Consider the following 17,217-nt stretch of genomic DNA (forward strand, 5'->3'; position numbering starts at 1 on the left):
AAAAGACTTATTTGTGTTTAAATAACAATAAAAATATTGGATTTGTTTGTATTTTTGCGAAATAACTAATAATATCATTTCATTATGAAACTAAATAGAATGTTGGGGGTTGTGTTATTGACAACCGTTTTGTTGTCCTGTGGAAACGATAACAAAAAAAAGAATGTTGAAGTTGAAGCTACAAAAGAAAAAATGGCATTTAACTATAATGTTGAACAATTTGCAGATATAAAAGTATTAAGATATCAAATTCCAGGTTGGGATAAATTAACCTTAAAAGAACAAAAATTAGTATATTATTTAACACAAGCAGGGTTGTCTGGTAGAGATATAATGTGGGATCAGAACTACCGCCATAATTTAAAAATTAGAAAAGCTTTAGAGTCTGTTTATGCTAATTATGAAGGAGATAAAACATCAACAGAATGGAATACTTTTGAAACTTATTTAAAGCGCGTATGGTTTAGTAATGGTATACATCACCATTATTCTAATGATAAAATTAAACCTGAGTTTTCTGCAGATTACTTAAAGCAGTTACTTGCTGATACGCATACTGTTTTAGAAGGAGAAGCTTTTGATGTTATTTTTAATGATGTAGATTCTAAAAAAGTAAATCAAGCAAAAGGTGTAGATAATGTGGCACTTTCTGCGGTAAATTTTTACGGACCAAATGTTACAAATGACGATGTTATAAGTTTCTATAAAACGAAAGTGTCTCCAGATGCTAAAAAGCCTTTATCGTTTGGATTAAATTCTCAATTGGTAAAAGAAAACGGTGTTTTAAAAGAACGCGTTTATAAATCAGGAGGACTTTATGGAGCTGCCATAGATGAAATTATTAAATGGTTAGAATTAGCTAAAGGTGTTGCTGAAAATGACGCGCAAGGAAATGCTTTAGGATTATTAATAGACTATTATAAAACAGGTGATTTACAAACTTGGGATGATTATAATGTAGCTTGGACAGGAGCTACAGAAGGTAATATAGATTATATAAATAGTTTTATTGAAGTATATAACGATCCATTAGGATATAGAGGGTCTTACGAAACTGTTGTACAGATTAATGATTTTGATATGTCTCAAAAAATGAAAGTAGTATCAGATAACGCACAATGGTTTGAAGATAATTCTACTTTAATGGAAGAACACAAGAAGAAAAATGTTGTAGGTGTTACTTATAAGGTTGTTAATGTAGCTGGTGAGGCGGGCGATTCATCTCCAAGTACACCAATTGGGGTTAATTTGCCAAACGCAAACTGGATTAGAGCTGCTGTTGGTAGTAAATCGGTATCATTGGGTAATATTACAAATGCATATAGTAAAGCAGGTAATACAGGTCGTTTAAAAGAGTTTGTTAATGATGACGAAGAATTTGAGTTAGAAGAGAAATATGGGCGTTTAGCCGATAAGTTACATACGGCTTTGCATGAAGTTATTGGTCATGCTTCAGGTCAATTAAATCCTGGTGTTGGAGAAACTAAAGAAACCTTAAAAAATTACGCTTCTACTTTAGAAGAAGGACGAGCAGATTTAGTGGCTTTATATTATTTATACGATTCTAAACTTCAAGATTTAGGTTTAGTAGATAATTGGAAAGCTATAGGAAAAACAGCTTACGATGGGTATATAAGAAACGGACTAATAGCACAGTTAGTTAGATTAAATTTAGGTGATGATGTTGAAGAAGCTCATATGCGTAACAGACAATGGATTTCTGCTTGGGTTTTTGAAAAAGGACAGAAAGACAATGTAATTGAGAAAATAACAAGAGACGGAAAAACCTATTATAATATTAATGATTATGATAAACTTCATGAGCTTTTCGGGCAATTATTGCGTGAAACACAACGCATAAAATCTGAAGGGGATTATGCTGCGGTTGAAGCTTTAGTAGAAGGATATGGTGTAAAAGTAGATCAAAAGCTTCATGCAGAAATATTAGAGCGTAATAAACAATTTACATCGGCACCTTATAGTGGATTTGTAAATCCTGTTTTAGTAGCTGATAAAAATGAAAAGGGAGATATTATAGAAGTAAATGTAACTCAACCTGAAACATTTTCAGGACAAATGTTAGATTATAGCAAGCGTTATAATTTTCTACCAGAAGTAAATTAAAAGAAAGTTTAAAGTATTAATTTATAAAAGCAGAATCTTAATCAAGGTTCTGTTTTTTTATTTACACTAAAAACTAATAACAAAATATTAATAATTAAGAGAACGGATATAATTAAGAGAGCATTCATAAACATTTAGCTTGGTTTAGTTATAAAATAGATGCACAAAAGTTTAATTGGTTGCGTCAAATTTTATGGTTATTTATGAAAAACCTTTTAATTATCTAGAATATAGTGTTTTATAATGTTCTTTTTGTTTTTTCTTGATTTAAGAAATAAATTACTTAAACAAAAACTTAATGGCCACTATAAGCCCAATAAAGGCAATAAATGCTAATAGTACCCAATAGCTACCTTTGTAAAATTTTTTGTGAAGTTTTAAATCTTTTCGGTAAGTAAAGCCAATTATAATAGCGAAGACAATAAAAAATAAAACACCGAAAATGATTTGACCTTTACTAAACATATAGTTATTTTTATGCAAATTTAATAAAAACAGAATGAGATTTTCGCTTTCGCGGAAATGAAAAGCAAAATTATATGAAGAATAAAATTGAAGCAGTAAAAGCATTTCACACTGCATTTAAAATTGGTCATAAAGAAGCTCCGATAGCAGATCTTGGTTTAGATAAAAACACCTTGCGTTTTAATTTAATGAAAGAAGAAAATGAAGAGTATTTTGAAGCTGCCAATAATAATGATTTAGTTGAAGTGGCTGATGCGTTAGGGGACATGCTTTATATTTTATGCGGAACCATTATAGAACACGGTATGCAACATAAAATAGAAGAAGTTTTTGAAGAAATACAACGTAGTAACATGAGTAAATTAGGTGAAGACGGACAGCCAATTTACAGAGAAGATGGAAAAGTATTAAAAGGTCCAAATTATTTTAAACCGAATATAGATGCTATTTTAAAGAAATAAACAAAAAAAGAGAAGCTAATCGCTTCTCTTTTTTTGTTTATAAATAGGTGGTGAGTTAATCTAATTTAACACGCCATCCATAAGGGTCTTCACTTTTATTAGTTTGTATATCTGTAATTGTTTGTTTTAAAAAACTAGCATATGTATCATCTAATTCAGGTAAATCATAATCGGTATCTTTATAACCAAAACCAGCAATTGGAGAAATAACAGCAGCAGTTCCTGCTCCAAACATTTCTTTTAAGCTACCAGCTTTTGCGGCTTCAACCACTTCACTAACCGTAATTTTTCTAACTTCAACAGGTATACCTTTGTCTTTAGCTATTTCAATAATACTTTTACGTGTAATACCATCTAAAATTCTATCGCTTGTTGGTCCAGTTATAAGCGTGTCATTTATACGAACAAAAATATTCATAGCTCCAGCTTCTTCTATATATTCATGCGTATTATCATCTGTCCAAATAACTTGTTGGTAGCCTTTTTTAACAGCTAATTGTGTTGGGTAAAATTGCCCCGCATAATTACCTCCAGCTTTAGCAAAACCAACACCACCATTGGCAGAACGCGAATAGGTTTGTTCAATTAAAACCTTAACTTTTCCAGAAAAATAAGATCCAGAAGGTGCTGTACAAATTATAAATTTATATTCATCAGCAGGAGATGCATGAAATCCGTTTCCTGATGCAAAAACAAAAGGTCTTATATATAAAGAGCTTCCTTCGTTTTTAGGAATCCAATCTTTATCAACTTCTAATAACGTTTTTAAACCTTCCATAAAATATTCTTCTGGAAGTTCAGGAATAGCCAAACGTTTAGACGAGATGTTTAAACGCTTAAAATTGTCTAACGGACGAAATAAAAAGACATTTTCTTCTGTGTCTTTATAAGCCTTCATACCTTCAAAAACAGATTGTCCGTAATGAAAAATCTTAGCAGAGGGATCTAAAGTAATCGGTTGGTAAGGGACCACTTTTGGTGCTTGCCATTTTCCGTCTTTATAATCACATACTAACATGTGGTCTGAAAACGTGTTTCCAAATTTCAAATCATTAAAATCAACCTCGTTAATTTTAGTAGTTTTAGATTTTATAATCTCGATGTCCTTGATTATTGTACTCATGTCTTGTTATTTTATGCTACAAATTTAAGTAAAAACGTTTTTAAAAAATGCTATATTTACACAAATAGTTTAGAATTGAAAATATTTATATCATGAAGTCAATTATCTTAATATTTTTTTCTGTATTTCTGTTAAATTCTTGCGAAAACAAAAAAAAGGATGCTCTTAAAGGAGCTAATAAAGTTGAAGAAGTAACTTATAAATCATTTGGAAGTGAAATAATATCAGATGATGCTATTGCTGCTTCATCTATGGCATCTCATTATAAAACAATGGCTGTTGGCGATAGTATAAATTCTAAAATGTTAGCAAAAGTAACTAGTGTTTGTCAAGCAAAAGGCTGTTGGATGCGATTAGATTTAGAAGATGGAAATGAAGTTATGGTTAAGTTTAAAGATTACGGATTCTTTATGCCAAAAGACATTGCGGGTAAAGAGGTTATTATTAACGGAAAAGCTTTTGTTGAAGAAGTTTCGGTTGATGAGCAACGTCATTATGCCGAAGATGCAGGAAAACCAAAAGAAGAAATAGCTTTAATTACAAAACCTAAAAGAACCTATTCTTTTGAAGCCGATGGTGTTTTATTAAAACAATAATTTTGGAAAGAGAAATTGTAATAACAGGAGATGGTTCGTCAACCATTCATTTGCCAGAATGGGATGAACAATACCATTCAAAACATGGTGCTATTCAAGAAGCGTATCATGTTTTTATAAAACATGGTTTACATTATTTTTGCGATTCAGAATTTAATCCAGAATCACAAAAATCTATATCAATACTAGAAATAGGGTTTGGTACTGGTTTAAATACGTTTATAACCTTATTAGAGGCTGAAAAATTAAAACTCAATATTCATTATTGTGGTGTTGAAGGTTATCCTGTTTTAATGGAAGAAATTAATCAGCTTAATTATTCAAAAGAATTAAAGTCGCCAGAAAATGAAATCTTGTTTAAACAGCTTCATGAAATTCCTTGGAATGAAGACCATATAATAACACCTAATTTTTCATTAATAAAACAGCATAAATTCTTCAATGAAATTGAAGACATAAATACATATAATATCATTTATTTTGATGCTTTTGGTGCACGTGTACAACCAGAATTATGGACAGAAGCTATCTTTAAAAAAATGTTTGATGCCTTAAAAAATAAAGGTGTTTTAGTAACCTATTCAGCCAAAGGAAGCGTGCGTCGTGCTATGCAAGCCGTAGGTTTTGAAGTCGAGCGTTTACCTGGGCCACCGGGAAAACGAGAAATGCTTCGTGCTACTAAGCATTTAGTAACTTCAAAGGAATAATTTTTAGTAATTTTTGTTAAAGCTAATACAAATAGTTAGTAAACTACATTTTCATTTTGTAACTTTAAAATAAAAAGAAAATGCGTGTTTTAATAACTGGAGCAACAGGACTTATAGGGCAGGAAATTGTAAAACTCTGTCATGAGCAAGATATTGCTGTTAATTATTTAACTACCAGTAAATCTAAAATTCAAAAAAAAGAAAACTACCAAGGTTTTTATTGGAATCCTAAATTACAAGAGATAGATGATGCTTGTTTTAAACAGGTAGACGCTATTATTCATTTAGCCGGTGCTACGGTTTCAAAACGTTGGACACCCATTTATAAAAAGAAAATTTTAAATAGTAGAAAAGAAACTACGCAATTGTTAGTTAATGCCTTGAAAGGAGAATCGCATTCTATAAAACATGTTGTTTCTGCAAGTGCTATTGGGGTATATCCCGATTCTTTGATTAATTATTATGATGAATCTTTTAAAATAACAGAAACCTCTTTTTTAAGTAGTGTTGTTAAAGTTTGGGAGCAAGAAGTTGATGCTTTTTCTAAATTAAATATTATGGTTTCTAAAATTAGAATTGGTTTAGTATTATCTAACAACGGAGGTGCTTTGCAAGAAATGATTAGACCTATTAAGCTTGGTATGGGAGCGGCCTTTGGTAATGGCAAACAGTGGCAATCATGGATTCATATTCACGATTTAGCTCATATGTTTTTATTTGTTTTACAAAATAAATTAAGTGGTGTTTATAATGGAGTAGCTCCAAATCCTGTTAGTAATAAAGAGTTAACTAAAACCATAGCAAAAGTTTTAAGTAAACCTTTGTTTTTGCCTAATATTCCTGAATTTTTAATGCGATTTATTTTAGGTGAAATACATCAGTTGTTGTTTGAAAGTCAACGTGTCAGTTCTAAGAAAATAGAAGATAAAGGGTTTTATTTTAAACACCATCATTTAGAGCCTGCTTTAGAGGATTTACTTAATTGAAATTTAAAATAAAGTATAGCCTAAAATTATAGATAATGTTTGGTATTTTGAACTCCATCCTTGGTAGTGACTTACTAAATTTCTATTTGTTAAATATCTAGCTTCTAAACTATATTTATCATTAAATTTTAATCCTGCTCCAAAAGCAAAATTGAGTTTTGTTTCAACATCTAAATGACGAGGACTAAAATTAAAATCTATTGATGAATTAAAAGGGATATCTACTAGCATAGCTCCATTAACAAAAATTTTAGAAGTATTATTTAAAGAAAAATAGTACCTTATACCTATGGGTATTTCTATAGATGTATAGGTTGCATCCATGTAATAAGTTGGTGAGTTACTCCCGTTTTTCCATTCTAGTTTTGATTTGTAAGACTGATAAGTAGGTTCAAAGAAGATAGACCATTTGTTTGTTTTAATGGAGTTAATAATAAACTCTGCCTCTATTCCAAACCTAAAACCTGAATCATTTCCAAAATCAGTTTTATTCCTTGTTATCGCTTCATAAATAGAAAGTGATGAGCTATTAAAAGCAGGTCTTATGGTAATATTAAATAAGTCTTTTTTTTCAGTGTTTTCAAACCTAGTATATTTAGAGTTTTTACATTGATTATACTTTGTAAAAAAATTAATTAGCTCCGTTTTTTTGTAATCTAGTTTATTGGCATCAATTATTGAAAGACTTTCACATTTCAAGTTATTCCATAATTGTCTTTTATATTCTTGGTTTTTACTAACATTATCTTCATTTTCTTTTTTGTAGCGTTTATATATAAGTTGTTCTATGTTTGAGTTTTCTTTATTATAAAAATATCTAATTACAGATTTGCTTTCAAATAAATATAAATTGGCATTTCCTTCTATTAAAACTTTTAAAAAAAGCTCTTCTTTATTTAATGTAGGTTTTTTATTACTACTTAAATTGCTTAATATATCACTAGATCTATCTATATAAACTGTTTTCCTAATATATTTTGAAGTATTGTATATCCCAAATTCTTTAACAGATTTAATGGTTTTTATTTGTTGTTTAGCATCATTTGAATTTTTATATATAAATTCAGTAGGATTAAGTCTTGAATTTATTTTAATTAAACAATCATTTTTTTTATTATCATTATTAATAAAATATCCTTTTTTGAAAACTTCTTGTGAAAAAGTATTTTGTAAAAAAAGTAAAAGAATTATAAATGTGGTTTTTTTAAACATTCTAGATTAGTTGGTTAATAGGTTTTTTGTTACAACAAATATATGAAAAGGATTATTATTTAGGTTTTGTTTTGTAAAAATAACACTATTACAAAGCGGTTTTTGTAATAGAATTTAATATATAAATAGAGAATTAACTTGTCAGTTCTAAGAAAATAGAAGATAAAGAGTTTTATTTTATACACCATCATTTAGAGCCTGCTTTGATTGATTTAATTAAGTAATATGAGGTGTCTTTAAAATAAAAAACCACCCTGTTCTCACAAAGTGGCTTTAAAATAAAGTGTATAGTTCTTGATTAAGACTTAGTAGCCTTTACAGTAACTTGTAATTCAATATCATCATTAATAAATTTATCACCTAAATTATCAAAAATAGACTTAGAACCGTATTGTACGTTCCATTTTGTTCTATCAATAACAAAGCTTTCGCTTGTTAAAGTAACGTTGTTATTTTGATTAGTAACAGTTACAGGAAATGTTACATTGTTTTTAACTTCTTTAAGAGTTAAGTTTCCAGAAAGCATTGTTTTACCATCTACGTCTTCAATATTTGTAATTTCAAAAGCAGCAGTTGGGAATTTTTCAACATCAAAAAAGTCAGCATTTTTTAAATGACCTTCTAATTTAGCACTTCCATCAGCATCCTTAATAGAAGTCATGTCTATTAAAAAAGTTCCGCTATTAATTTTTCCTCCAGCAATGTTTAATACACCAGTATCAATAGCAATAGTTCCATTATGAGAACCAGTAGGTTTAAAGCCTTTCCATGCAATTGTAGATTCGGATGTGTTTACAGTGTATTTTTCTGAAGCAACCTCTGTAACTGCAACAGTTTCTGCTTCTTTAGTGTCAGCCTCTTTGGCTTTGTCTTTACAACCAACTAAGGTTATTGATAATGTTGCAATTGTAAAAATGGTAGCAATACTTTTTTTCATAATATAAGTTTTAGTGTTTATGTTGCGAAATTAGTTATTTGTTAGCTTAAAAAAAACAAAAATTTATTTTGTGACATTATGGCATTTTAACAAGAATGGCAGTACTTTTGCCAATTAATTTTAGAATTGCACAAAATTTAAATTTTACAATGTCCAAAAAAGATAAAAAAGATATAGAGCAGGAAGCTGTTGAAAATGCACAAACAGAAACTGTAGATGTTGAAGAACAGGTTGTTGAAGAGCAAACTGTAGAAGAGAAATTACAAGTAGAAGTACAGCAAGAAAAGGATAAGTTTTTACGTTTATTTGCTGAATTTGAAAATTATAAAAAACGTACTTCTAGAGAACGTATTGAATTGTTTTCAACAGCGAGTGAAGATGTCATGAAAACATTATTACCAGTTCTTGATGATTTCGAGCGTGCTTTAAGTCATATTGATGAAGATAAAGAAGCCGAAGCTTTGCGTCAAGGTGTGTTGTTAATTTATAATAAATTGGTAAGCACTTTAGAGCAAAAAGGACTTAAAGTAATTGCTGTAGAAAAAGGTGAAGCTTTTAACGCAGACGATCATGAGGCAATAACACAAATTCCTGCACCAACTGATGATATGAAAGGAAAAATTATTGACGTTATTGAAAAGGGATATAAACTAGGCGAAAAAGTAATTCGTTTTCCTAAAGTTGTTATTGGGCAATAAAACAAGAATATGGCTAAAAGAGATTATTACGAAATATTAGGGGTTAGCAAAGGGGCAACTGCAGCCGAAATAAAAAAAGCATACCGTAAAAAGGCGATAGAATTTCATCCTGATAAAAATCCAGATGATAAAAGTGCCGAAGCTAAATTTAAAGAAGCAGCTGAAGCTTACGAAATTTTAAGCGACGATAATAAAAAAGCACGATACGACCAGTTTGGACATCAAGCATTCGAAAACGGCGGCGGAGGCGGCGGTTTTGGTGGTGGCGGTATGAATATGGATGACATATTTAGCCAGTTTGGTGATATATTTGGCGGCGGAGGCGGCGGATTTTCTGGTTTTGGCGGTGGCGGAGGTCAACGTCGTGTTAAAGGAAGTAATCTTCGTATTCGTGTAAAATTAACATTAGAAGAAATTGCTAATGGTGTTGAAAAGAAAATAAAAGTTAAGCGTAAAGTTCAAGCACCAGGAACTACTTATAAAACATGTTCTACATGTGGAGGTAGCGGTCAAGTAACACGTATAGCCAATACTATTTTAGGTAGAATGCAAACATCGGCACCTTGTAATTCGTGTGGAGGAGCAGGACAAACTATCGATAAAAAACCTTCCGATGCTGATGCTCAAGGGTTAAAAGTAGCAGAAGAAACTGTTTCTATAAAAATACCAGCAGGTGTTGTAGATGGTATGCAACTTAAAGTTTCTGGTAAAGGAAACGAAGCACCAGGAAATGGTATTTCAGGAGATTTATTAGTGGCTATTGAAGAGGTAGAGCATAATAAACTACAACGTGAGGGCGATAATTTACATTACGATTTATATGTAAGTTACCCAGATGCTGTTTTAGGAACTTCTAAAGAAATAGATACCGTAACAGGAAAAGTGCGTATAAAAGTAGAAGCAGGAGTACAATCTGGTAAAATTTTACGCTTACGCGGAAAAGGAATACCAAGTATTAACGGGTATGGTAAAGGAGATCTTTTAGTACATGTTAATGTTTGGACGCCTAAAACGTTAAATAAAGAACAAAAAGCATTTTTTGAAACAATGAAAGATGACGAACATTTTGATCCGAAACCAGAAAGTTCAGATAAATCTTTCTTTGAGAAAGTAAAAGACATGTTTTCTTAATAGAGAGCTATTTAATCAAAAAAACGAATCCGCATTATAGCGGATTTTTTTTGTCTATATGAAAGATATTCTCTGTTCATTTTATGAATAATTACGAAAAAAAAACTATATTTGAGCTATCACTAATTTATTTTAGTGATAATTTTTCTTTTTCATAGCAATTTTTTTCCCATCCTTAATTTTTTTAAGGGTGGGTTTTGTTTTTATAATAAGACTGTATTTTTTTATTAATAATTTATGAAAAAAGCATTAAATACCTCGGTTAACATTTAATATATTTACCGATAACAAGTCAATAATAAAATTAATGAGTAACTTATTAGAAGTTAAAGATGTTTCTAAAAACTTTGGCGATTTTAGAGCGCTTAATAACGTGTCAATTTCTGTTCCTAAAGGCAGTATATTTGGATTGTTAGGGCCTAATGGTGCAGGAAAAACAACATTAATACGTATTGTTAATCAAATAACAATGCCAGATTCTGGAACCGTTCATTTAGACGGCGATTTACTTAATAATTCACATATAAAAGATATAGGTTATTTACCAGAAGAGCGAGGTTTATATAAATCTATGAAGGTTGGCGAGCAAGCTTTGTATTTGGCGCAATTAAAAGGATTAAGTAAAGCAGAAGCAAGAACGCGTTTAAAATATTGGTTCGATCGTTTGGAGATTGGAGATTGGTGGAACAAAAAAATTCAAGAGCTTTCAAAAGGAATGGCTCAAAAAATTCAGTTTGTTGTTACCGTTTTACATCAACCTAAATTATTAATTTTTGATGAGCCCTTTTCTGGTTTCGATCCCATAAATGCTAATTTAATTAAAGATGAAATTTTACGTTTAAGAGATAATGGTGCTACTATTATTTTTTCAACACATAGAATGGAATCTGTAGAAGAGTTGTGTGATGATATTGCGTTAATCAATAAATCAAACAAACTTATTGAAGGTAAATTATTAGATATAAAGCGTCAGTATAAAATCAATACGTTTGAGGTTGGTATTAAAACTAATAACGATGCTGTTTTAAGGGATGAATTATCGGAGAAATTTGAAGTGTCTCCAGCTAATTTTAAAACTTTAGAAGACGAATTGAAGCTAAATATTAAGTTGTCGGATGGAAATACACCAAACGACTTACTAAATTATTTAACCTCTAAAGGCGAGGTGTCTCATTTTGTAGAGCTCATACCAAGTGTTAACGATATTTTTATTCAAACTGTAAAGAATAATTAATTTTTCATGAATCATTTACCACTAATTATAAAGCGTGAATATTTAACTAAGGTTAAAAATAAAGCCTTTATTGTAATGACTTTTTTAAGTCCAATTATTGTTATTGCTTTAATGTCTGTTGTTGCTTATTTATCACAGTTGAATAATGATAAAATTAGAACGATTAACATTTTAGATGAGTCTGGATTGATACAAAATGTATTTGAAAATTCAGAAAATACCACTTATAATATTTTAGAAGGCATGTCTTTAGATGATGCAATGGTGTTAACAAAAGAAACATCTGCTTATGGCATATTGCATGTTGATAAATTAAATAATATAAATGCTGTTTCAAATCATATTAAGTTTTATTCAGAAGAATCGCCATCACTTTCAATAATTTCAAATATTGAAAGGAAACTTGAGGAGAAATTAACTAATATAAAGTTAAAAGAAGAGGGTATAGATACTGCTCTTATTGATAAATCAAAAGTAGATATTAATATTGTTCAAGAAAGTTTTGAAGGCGAAGAAACTTCAAAAGTAGATACTTATGCAAAACTAGCTTTTGGTATTGCAGCAGGATATTTGCTTTTTATGTTTATTATTATTTATGGTAATATGATAATGCGTAGTGTTATAGAAGAGAAAACAAGCCGAATTATAGAGGTTATTATATCTTCGGTAAAGCCAGTGCAATTAATGCTTGGTAAAATTATAGGAACTTCTTTAGCTGGACTTACACAGTTTGTTATTTGGTTGATTTTATTAGGTGTTTTAATGAGTTTGGTTTCTTTGTTTTTTGGAATAGATATGTCTCAATTACAGACACCTCAACAAGAAATGATGCAAAAAGCTATGGAGAATCCTGAATTAAACATGCAGGTTCAAAGTATTGTAACAGCTCTTTATAATTTACCTCTTGTTAATCTAATTTTTGCATTCATCTTCTTTTTCATAGGAGGGTATCTTTTATATAGTTCATTTTACGCAGCTATAGGAGCCGCAGTTGATAATGAAACAGATACACAGCAATTTATGTTGCCTATTATAATGCCACTTATGTTAGCAGTTTATATTGGGATATTTACAGTTATTGAAGATCCACACGGTACAGTTTCTACAGTATTTTCGTTTATACCATTAACATCGCCAGTGGTTATGCTTATGCGTATTCCTTTTGGTGTACCTTTGTGGCAACAGTTGGTATCATTGTTGATATTAATTGGTACATTTATGTTTACTGTTTGGTTTGCTGCAAAAATTTATCGTGTTGGTATTTTAATGTATGGTAAAAAACCAAGTTATAAGGAAATTATAAAATGGATTAAATATTAGTATGCAAAGTAAAGTAGTAGATAAAATAGAACATGATGTAGAACAAGTTGGTGAGGTAGTTGCCAATAGTTCATTTTGGGAAAAAGTTAAAGAGTTCCTTGAGTTTAAGCTTCTAGATTTTCCTTACGGTACAGGAGAAGAGGCTCATGATATAGTACTTAAAGTAAAATATGTTTTATTAGTTTTTGCTGTAGTTATAGTAACAACATATCTTTTAAGATGGGTTAAAAAAATTGTTACAAGGAAGATGCCAGTGGCCGATAAGGCTAAATTTAATACAGTCTTTTCTTTTGCTAGATGGTTTATATATATAATTGTTGTACTAATTGCTTTTGACTCAATAGGTATTAATGTAACAGCTATTTTTGCAGCTTCTGCAGCGTTATTAATTGGTATTGGTTTAGCACTTCAAACACTTTTTCAAGATATTATTTCTGGTATTTTTATATTAGTAGATCAATCTGTACATGTTGGAGATATTATAGAATTAGAAGGAAAAGTAGGTAGAGTAGAAGAAATTAAACTTAGGACAACCAGAGCAACAACTATTGATAATAAAGTATTAATAATTCCTAATCATTTGTACTTAACTAATAGTCTTTATAATTGGACTCAAAATGGAACAACCACTAGAGAAAGTGTAGATGTAGGAGTTGCTTACGGTAGCGATGTACAATTGGTGAAAAAGTTATTGCTTGAAGCAGCAACTAATCAAAAAGATGTTTTAAAAAATCCAGAACCAACAGTGCTATTTACAGATTTTGGAGATAGTGCATTAAATTTCAAATTAGCATTTACAATAAATGATAGTTTTAATGTGCGTTTTCCTAAAAGTGAAATTCGTTTTGAAATAGATAGATTATTTAGAGAAAACAACATAAGTATCCCGTTTCCGCAACGCGATATTCATATTATAAAAAAATAGAAATATGCAAAAGATATTAGTAATAGAAGATGAAGCTGCTATTAGAAGAGTATTAGTTAAAATTCTTTCAGAAGAAAATGATAATTATCAAGTAGATCAAGCAGAAGATGGATTATCTGGTGTTGAAAAAATAAAAAATGAAGATTTCGATTTAATACTTTGTGATATTAAAATGCCAAAAATGGATGGTGTTGAAGTATTAGAAGCTACCAAAAAAATAAAACCAGAAATACCAATTGTTATGATTTCTGGACACGGTGATTTAGATACTGCAGTAAACACAATGCGTTTAGGAGCTTTTGATTATATCTCTAAACCGCCAGATTTAAATCGTTTGTTAAACACTGTTCGTAATGCTTTAGATAGAAAAGAATTAGTTGTAGAAAACAAAATTCTTAAGAAAAAAGTAAGTAAGAAATACGAAATGATTGGTGAAAGTGATGCTATATCTCAAATAAAAGATATTATAGATAAGGTAGCTCCAACTGATGCTCGTGTTTTAATTACAGGACCAAACGGTACAGGTAAAGAGCTTGTTGCGCATTGGTTACATGAAAAAAGTGCCAGAGCAAAGGCTAATATGATTGAGGTTAATTGTGCTGCTATCCCTTCGGAATTAATAGAAAGTGAATTATTCGGTCATGTAAAAGGAGCCTTTACAAGTGCAGCAAAAGACAGAGCAGGGAAATTTGAAGCAGCAAATAAAGGAACTATTTTTTTAGATGAAATAGGTGATATGAGTTTGTCTGCACAAGCAAAAGTATTACGTGCATTACAAGAAAGTAAAATACAACGCGTAGGTAGTGATAAAGATATTAAAGTAGATGTACGTATAGTTGCAGCTACCAATAAGAATTTAAAGAAAGAAATAGCAGAAGGACGCTTTAGAGAAGATTTATATCACAGATTGGCAGTTATTTTAATTAAAGTACCAGCTTTAAATGATAGGCGTGACGATATTCCTTTATTGATAAAACATTTTTCAGCAAAAATAGCTTCTGAACAAGGAACCGCAAAAAAGACGTTTTCAGAAAAAGCTATAAAATTACTTCAAGCATACGATTGGACAGGTAATATTAGAGAACTTCGTAATGTTATTGAAAGATTAATAATATTAGGTGGAAACGAAGTTAGTGAGCAAGATGTTAAATTGTTTGCTTCAAAATAGAAAATATTTATAGAATAGATAAATAGCATTGGATGAAATAAAAAAGTCTATTTCACATTTTTTAAGATTTCAATAAATTTATCTATTCTAAGTTTTAAAGTATCATTAATTTCATTATTTTCAATGTAAGTATGAATGTCTCCTAAATAATTCATACCTAAATAATTGGCAGACTCGATAAATGGTATAGAAAAACCTTCTATTAAATCATTTGAGTTGCTACAACTTATCATAGCCATATTTTTACCTCGTAATTTTCTTCCAATATTTTTATGGACTGTCAATAAATCAGATATTCTATCAAAAAACACTTTTAAAACACCACTCATGCTATACCAATAAACTGGTGTTGCAAATATTATGGTGTCATAAGATTCAATAATATGAGTCATTAAGTCAATAAAATCATCATTTTCATTTTTATATTCGTAGTCATAATGCCCTATGTTTTTAGTAGACAAATCAATAATATCAATATTATTGTTTGTAACGAAATAAGATACAATCTTATGAGTATTTCCATAACTTCTAGAGCTTCCTTGTATAATTACGGTTTTCTTCATAATTTAAAATTTTAACAAAATAACAGTTTAATAATAAGGGAATTAAATGTTTTAAATAGAAACAATTAATAATAGTCATGCTAAAATCGATTGCATTTTATATATTTAATCCATTAAATTTTTATAGATGAACGATTACAAAGTAACCTCAAACATATCTCTAAAAGATTCTAAAACAAAAGTTGTTATAGAAGATGCCGAAAAAGCACTTAAAAAGGTTAGAAAAAAGCTAGGACAATTTCAAGATACCATGTATGCGCATAATAAATATGCTGTTTTAATTTGTTTACAAGGCATGGATACTTCTGGTAAAGACAGTTTAATACGCGAAGTATTTAAAGAGTTTAATGCTAGAGGAGTTGAGGTACATAGTTTTAAAGTACCAACAGAGCTAGAGTTAAAACATGATTATTTGTGGAGACACTATATTGCGTTGCCTGTTCGAGGAAAAGTGGCTGTTTTTAATAGAACTCACTATGAAAATGTATTGGTAACTCGTGTACATCCAGGGTATATAATGGGCGAAAATATACCAACAGTAAATTCTGTTGACGATATAAATGAAGAATTTTGGGATAAACGTTTTGAGCAAATAAATAATTTTGAAAAGCATATAGCCGAAAGCGGTACTATTATTTTAAAATTCTTTTTAAATCTATCAAAGGAAGAGCAAAAATACAGATTACTTCGTCGTTTAGAGAAGCAAGAAAAGAATTGGAAATTTTCACCAGGCGATTTAAAAGAACGTAAGCTTTGGGATAAATATCAAGAATGTTATGAAGATGCTATAAATAGAACCTCAAAGCCGCATGCACCTTGGTATACAATTCCTGCCGACGATAAACCTACAGCTCGTTATATGGTTGCCAAAACTATTTATGATACATTAAAACAATACACAGATATACAAGAACCGGAACTTGATGATGATATAAAAGCTAATATAGAGTTGTACAAACAGCAACTTAATAACGAATAGTTTTCTCTATTTTAAATCAGTCACATGAAAATTTGTATTAGTTTTTTTTGTTTTTTATTAGTTTTAAGTTTGAATGCTCAAAATGCTCAAAATAAAGAATTACCATATTACGAGATTCCAGATTATTCTGAAATATATACAGCAAATACTGTAGCTGCAAGTATGATTGATGGATTAGGTTTTAGATTTTATTGGGCAACAGAAGGCTTGCTTGATAAAGATCTTGAATACAAACCAAGTGAAACAGGAAGATCATCTTCTGAAATAATTGAACATATTTACGGGTTATCAAAGTTTATTAGAAATAGTGTATTAAGCGATAACAAGGATACAAATACTTCTGAACTTAATTTTGAAGCCATGAGGAAGCAAACACTTCTCAATTTAAAAGCAGTGTCAGATATTTTAAGAAACATTAAAGATCCTTTTAAACTTGATGAAACCGAAGTGCCTTTTTGGAACATTATAAACGGTCCTATTTCTGATGCTTTATGGCATTGTGGACAAGTTGTAATGCTACGTCGGGCTTCTGGAAACCCTTTTAATTCTAAAGTGAGTGTTTTTCAAGGAAAGTTAAAAGAAAAATAG

At 30.1% G+C, this 17,217-nt stretch carries 17 protein-coding genes; 13 read left to right on the forward strand and 4 right to left on the reverse strand.

Translation table 11 applies throughout. From position 1 onward, the window contains the following. The first annotated feature begins 84 nt into the window (after positions 1–84). Both ACH5TX_RS03540 and ACH5TX_RS03545 read left to right on the forward strand, forming a co-directional pair. Entirely contained in the window at positions 85–2,124 is a 2,040-nt protein-coding gene (locus tag ACH5TX_RS03540) for a dipeptidyl-peptidase 3 family protein (protein WP_439338164.1), read from the forward strand. A gap of 539 nt (positions 2,125–2,663) precedes the next feature. Beyond that, positions 2,664–3,050, forward strand: a complete 387-nt coding sequence (locus ACH5TX_RS03545) for a pyrophosphohydrolase domain-containing protein (protein WP_439338165.1) — start codon at positions 2,664–2,666, stop codon at positions 3,048–3,050. Between the two features lie 55 nt (positions 3,051–3,105). Here the strand turns inward: ACH5TX_RS03545 and ACH5TX_RS03550 are convergent, their stop codons facing one another. Beyond that, positions 3,106–4,173: a branched-chain amino acid aminotransferase gene (locus tag ACH5TX_RS03550; protein WP_439338166.1), complete on the reverse strand. Its 1,068-nt coding sequence runs from the start codon at positions 4,171–4,173 to the stop codon at positions 3,106–3,108. A 92-nt stretch (positions 4,174–4,265) separates the two neighbouring features. On the opposite strand from ACH5TX_RS03550, the gene ACH5TX_RS03555 reads away from it, so the two are divergent. The 3 genes from ACH5TX_RS03555 to ACH5TX_RS03565 all read left to right on the forward strand — a co-directional run bounded on the left by ACH5TX_RS03555 (position 4,266) and on the right by ACH5TX_RS03565 (position 6,462). Beyond that, positions 4,266–4,769: a DUF4920 domain-containing protein gene (locus ACH5TX_RS03555; RefSeq protein ID WP_439338167.1), complete on the forward strand. Its 504-nt coding sequence runs from the start codon at positions 4,266–4,268 to the stop codon at positions 4,767–4,769. Between the two features lie 2 nt (positions 4,770–4,771). Next, on the forward strand, positions 4,772–5,476 hold the full coding sequence (gene mnmC2 / locus ACH5TX_RS03560) for a tRNA (5-methylaminomethyl-2-thiouridine)(34)-methyltransferase MnmC2 (protein WP_439338168.1): 705 nt from the start codon (positions 4,772–4,774) through the stop codon (positions 5,474–5,476). Between the two features lie 80 nt (positions 5,477–5,556). Further along, positions 5,557–6,462: a TIGR01777 family oxidoreductase gene (locus tag ACH5TX_RS03565; protein ID WP_439338169.1), complete on the forward strand. Its 906-nt coding sequence runs from the start codon at positions 5,557–5,559 to the stop codon at positions 6,460–6,462. Between the two features lie 3 nt (positions 6,463–6,465). Here ACH5TX_RS03565 and ACH5TX_RS03570 read toward each other — a convergent pair whose 3' ends face one another. Further along, positions 6,466–7,674 carry an outer membrane beta-barrel protein gene (locus tag ACH5TX_RS03570; protein ID WP_439338170.1) on the reverse strand — a complete coding sequence of 403 codons (1,209 nt, stop codon included), beginning with the start codon at positions 7,672–7,674 and terminating at the stop codon, positions 6,466–6,468. Between the two features lie 298 nt (positions 7,675–7,972). Then, positions 7,973–8,611, reverse strand: coding sequence for a YceI family protein (locus tag ACH5TX_RS03575; protein ID WP_439338171.1), 639 nt, complete (start codon positions 8,609–8,611; stop codon positions 7,973–7,975). 149 nt (positions 8,612–8,760) lie between these two features. Between ACH5TX_RS03575 and ACH5TX_RS03580 the strand changes: the two genes are divergently transcribed. From ACH5TX_RS03580 to ACH5TX_RS03605, 6 genes are all read left to right on the forward strand, one after another. Further along, positions 8,761–9,309: a nucleotide exchange factor GrpE gene (locus ACH5TX_RS03580; RefSeq protein ID WP_439338172.1), complete on the forward strand. Its 549-nt coding sequence runs from the start codon at positions 8,761–8,763 to the stop codon at positions 9,307–9,309. 9 nt (positions 9,310–9,318) lie between these two features. After that, positions 9,319–10,440 (forward strand): molecular chaperone DnaJ, encoded by a 1,122-nt coding sequence (gene dnaJ, locus ACH5TX_RS03585; RefSeq protein WP_439338173.1) that lies wholly within the window; start codon positions 9,319–9,321, stop codon positions 10,438–10,440. Positions 10,441–10,747: 307 nt separating this feature from the next. Beyond that, entirely contained in the window at positions 10,748–11,674 is a 927-nt protein-coding gene (locus tag ACH5TX_RS03590) for an ABC transporter ATP-binding protein (RefSeq protein ID WP_439338174.1), read from the forward strand. 6 nt (positions 11,675–11,680) lie between these two features. Next, on the forward strand, positions 11,681–12,994 hold the full coding sequence (locus tag ACH5TX_RS03595; protein ID WP_439338175.1) for an ABC transporter permease: 1,314 nt from the start codon (positions 11,681–11,683) through the stop codon (positions 12,992–12,994). Position 12,995: 1 nt separating this feature from the next. Beyond that, entirely contained in the window at positions 12,996–13,919 is a 924-nt protein-coding gene (locus ACH5TX_RS03600) for a mechanosensitive ion channel family protein (protein WP_439338176.1), read from the forward strand. Positions 13,920–13,923: 4 nt separating this feature from the next. After that, positions 13,924–15,087: a sigma-54-dependent transcriptional regulator gene (locus tag ACH5TX_RS03605; RefSeq protein WP_439338177.1), complete on the forward strand. Its 1,164-nt coding sequence runs from the start codon at positions 13,924–13,926 to the stop codon at positions 15,085–15,087. Between the two features lie 47 nt (positions 15,088–15,134). Here ACH5TX_RS03605 and ACH5TX_RS03610 read toward each other — a convergent pair whose 3' ends face one another. Next, entirely contained in the window at positions 15,135–15,650 is a 516-nt protein-coding gene (locus tag ACH5TX_RS03610; RefSeq protein ID WP_439338178.1) for a flavodoxin family protein, read from the reverse strand. Between the two features lie 127 nt (positions 15,651–15,777). Here ACH5TX_RS03610 and ACH5TX_RS03615 point away from each other — a divergent pair, with 127 nt between their 5' ends. Together ACH5TX_RS03615 and ACH5TX_RS03620 are read left to right on the forward strand one after the other, a co-directional pair. After that, positions 15,778–16,629 carry a PPK2 family polyphosphate kinase gene (locus ACH5TX_RS03615; protein WP_439338179.1) on the forward strand — a complete coding sequence of 284 codons (852 nt, stop codon included), beginning with the start codon at positions 15,778–15,780 and terminating at the stop codon, positions 16,627–16,629. Positions 16,630–16,653: 24 nt separating this feature from the next. Continuing rightward, entirely contained in the window at positions 16,654–17,217 is a 564-nt protein-coding gene (locus ACH5TX_RS03620; protein ID WP_439338180.1) for a DinB family protein, read from the forward strand.

The sequence above is a fragment of the Thalassobellus citreus genome (assembly GCF_044385915.1).
Classification (GTDB): Bacteria; Bacteroidota; Bacteroidia; order Flavobacteriales; family Flavobacteriaceae; genus Thalassobellus; species Thalassobellus citreus.

What these genes read in the sequence shown, in the direction of transcription:
- ACH5TX_RS03540 (WP_439338164.1), top strand. Translation starts at nt 85, where the DNA reads ATGAAACTAAATAGAATGTTGGGGGTTGTGTTATTGACAACCGTTTTG.
- ACH5TX_RS03545 (WP_439338165.1), top strand. Translation starts at nt 2,664, where the DNA reads ATGAAGAATAAAATTGAAGCAGTAAAAGCATTTCACACTGCATTTAAA.
- ACH5TX_RS03550 (WP_439338166.1), bottom strand. Translation starts at nt 4,173, where the DNA reads ATGAGTACAATAATCAAGGACATCGAGATTATAAAATCTAAAACTACT.
- ACH5TX_RS03555 (WP_439338167.1), top strand. Translation starts at nt 4,266, where the DNA reads ATGAAGTCAATTATCTTAATATTTTTTTCTGTATTTCTGTTAAATTCT.
- ACH5TX_RS03565 (WP_439338169.1), top strand. Translation starts at nt 5,557, where the DNA reads ATGCGTGTTTTAATAACTGGAGCAACAGGACTTATAGGGCAGGAAATT.
- ACH5TX_RS03570 (WP_439338170.1), bottom strand. Translation starts at nt 7,674, where the DNA reads ATGTTTAAAAAAACCACATTTATAATTCTTTTACTTTTTTTACAAAAT.
- ACH5TX_RS03575 (WP_439338171.1), bottom strand. Translation starts at nt 8,611, where the DNA reads ATGAAAAAAAGTATTGCTACCATTTTTACAATTGCAACATTATCAATA.
- ACH5TX_RS03580 (WP_439338172.1), top strand. Translation starts at nt 8,761, where the DNA reads ATGTCCAAAAAAGATAAAAAAGATATAGAGCAGGAAGCTGTTGAAAAT.
- dnaJ (WP_439338173.1), top strand. Translation starts at nt 9,319, where the DNA reads ATGGCTAAAAGAGATTATTACGAAATATTAGGGGTTAGCAAAGGGGCA.
- ACH5TX_RS03590 (WP_439338174.1), top strand. Translation starts at nt 10,748, where the DNA reads ATGAGTAACTTATTAGAAGTTAAAGATGTTTCTAAAAACTTTGGCGAT.
- ACH5TX_RS03595 (WP_439338175.1), top strand. Translation starts at nt 11,681, where the DNA reads ATGAATCATTTACCACTAATTATAAAGCGTGAATATTTAACTAAGGTT.
- ACH5TX_RS03600 (WP_439338176.1), top strand. Translation starts at nt 12,996, where the DNA reads ATGCAAAGTAAAGTAGTAGATAAAATAGAACATGATGTAGAACAAGTT.
- ACH5TX_RS03605 (WP_439338177.1), top strand. Translation starts at nt 13,924, where the DNA reads ATGCAAAAGATATTAGTAATAGAAGATGAAGCTGCTATTAGAAGAGTA.
- ACH5TX_RS03610 (WP_439338178.1), bottom strand. Translation starts at nt 15,650, where the DNA reads ATGAAGAAAACCGTAATTATACAAGGAAGCTCTAGAAGTTATGGAAAT.
- ACH5TX_RS03615 (WP_439338179.1), top strand. Translation starts at nt 15,778, where the DNA reads ATGAACGATTACAAAGTAACCTCAAACATATCTCTAAAAGATTCTAAA.
- ACH5TX_RS03620 (WP_439338180.1), top strand. Translation starts at nt 16,654, where the DNA reads ATGAAAATTTGTATTAGTTTTTTTTGTTTTTTATTAGTTTTAAGTTTG.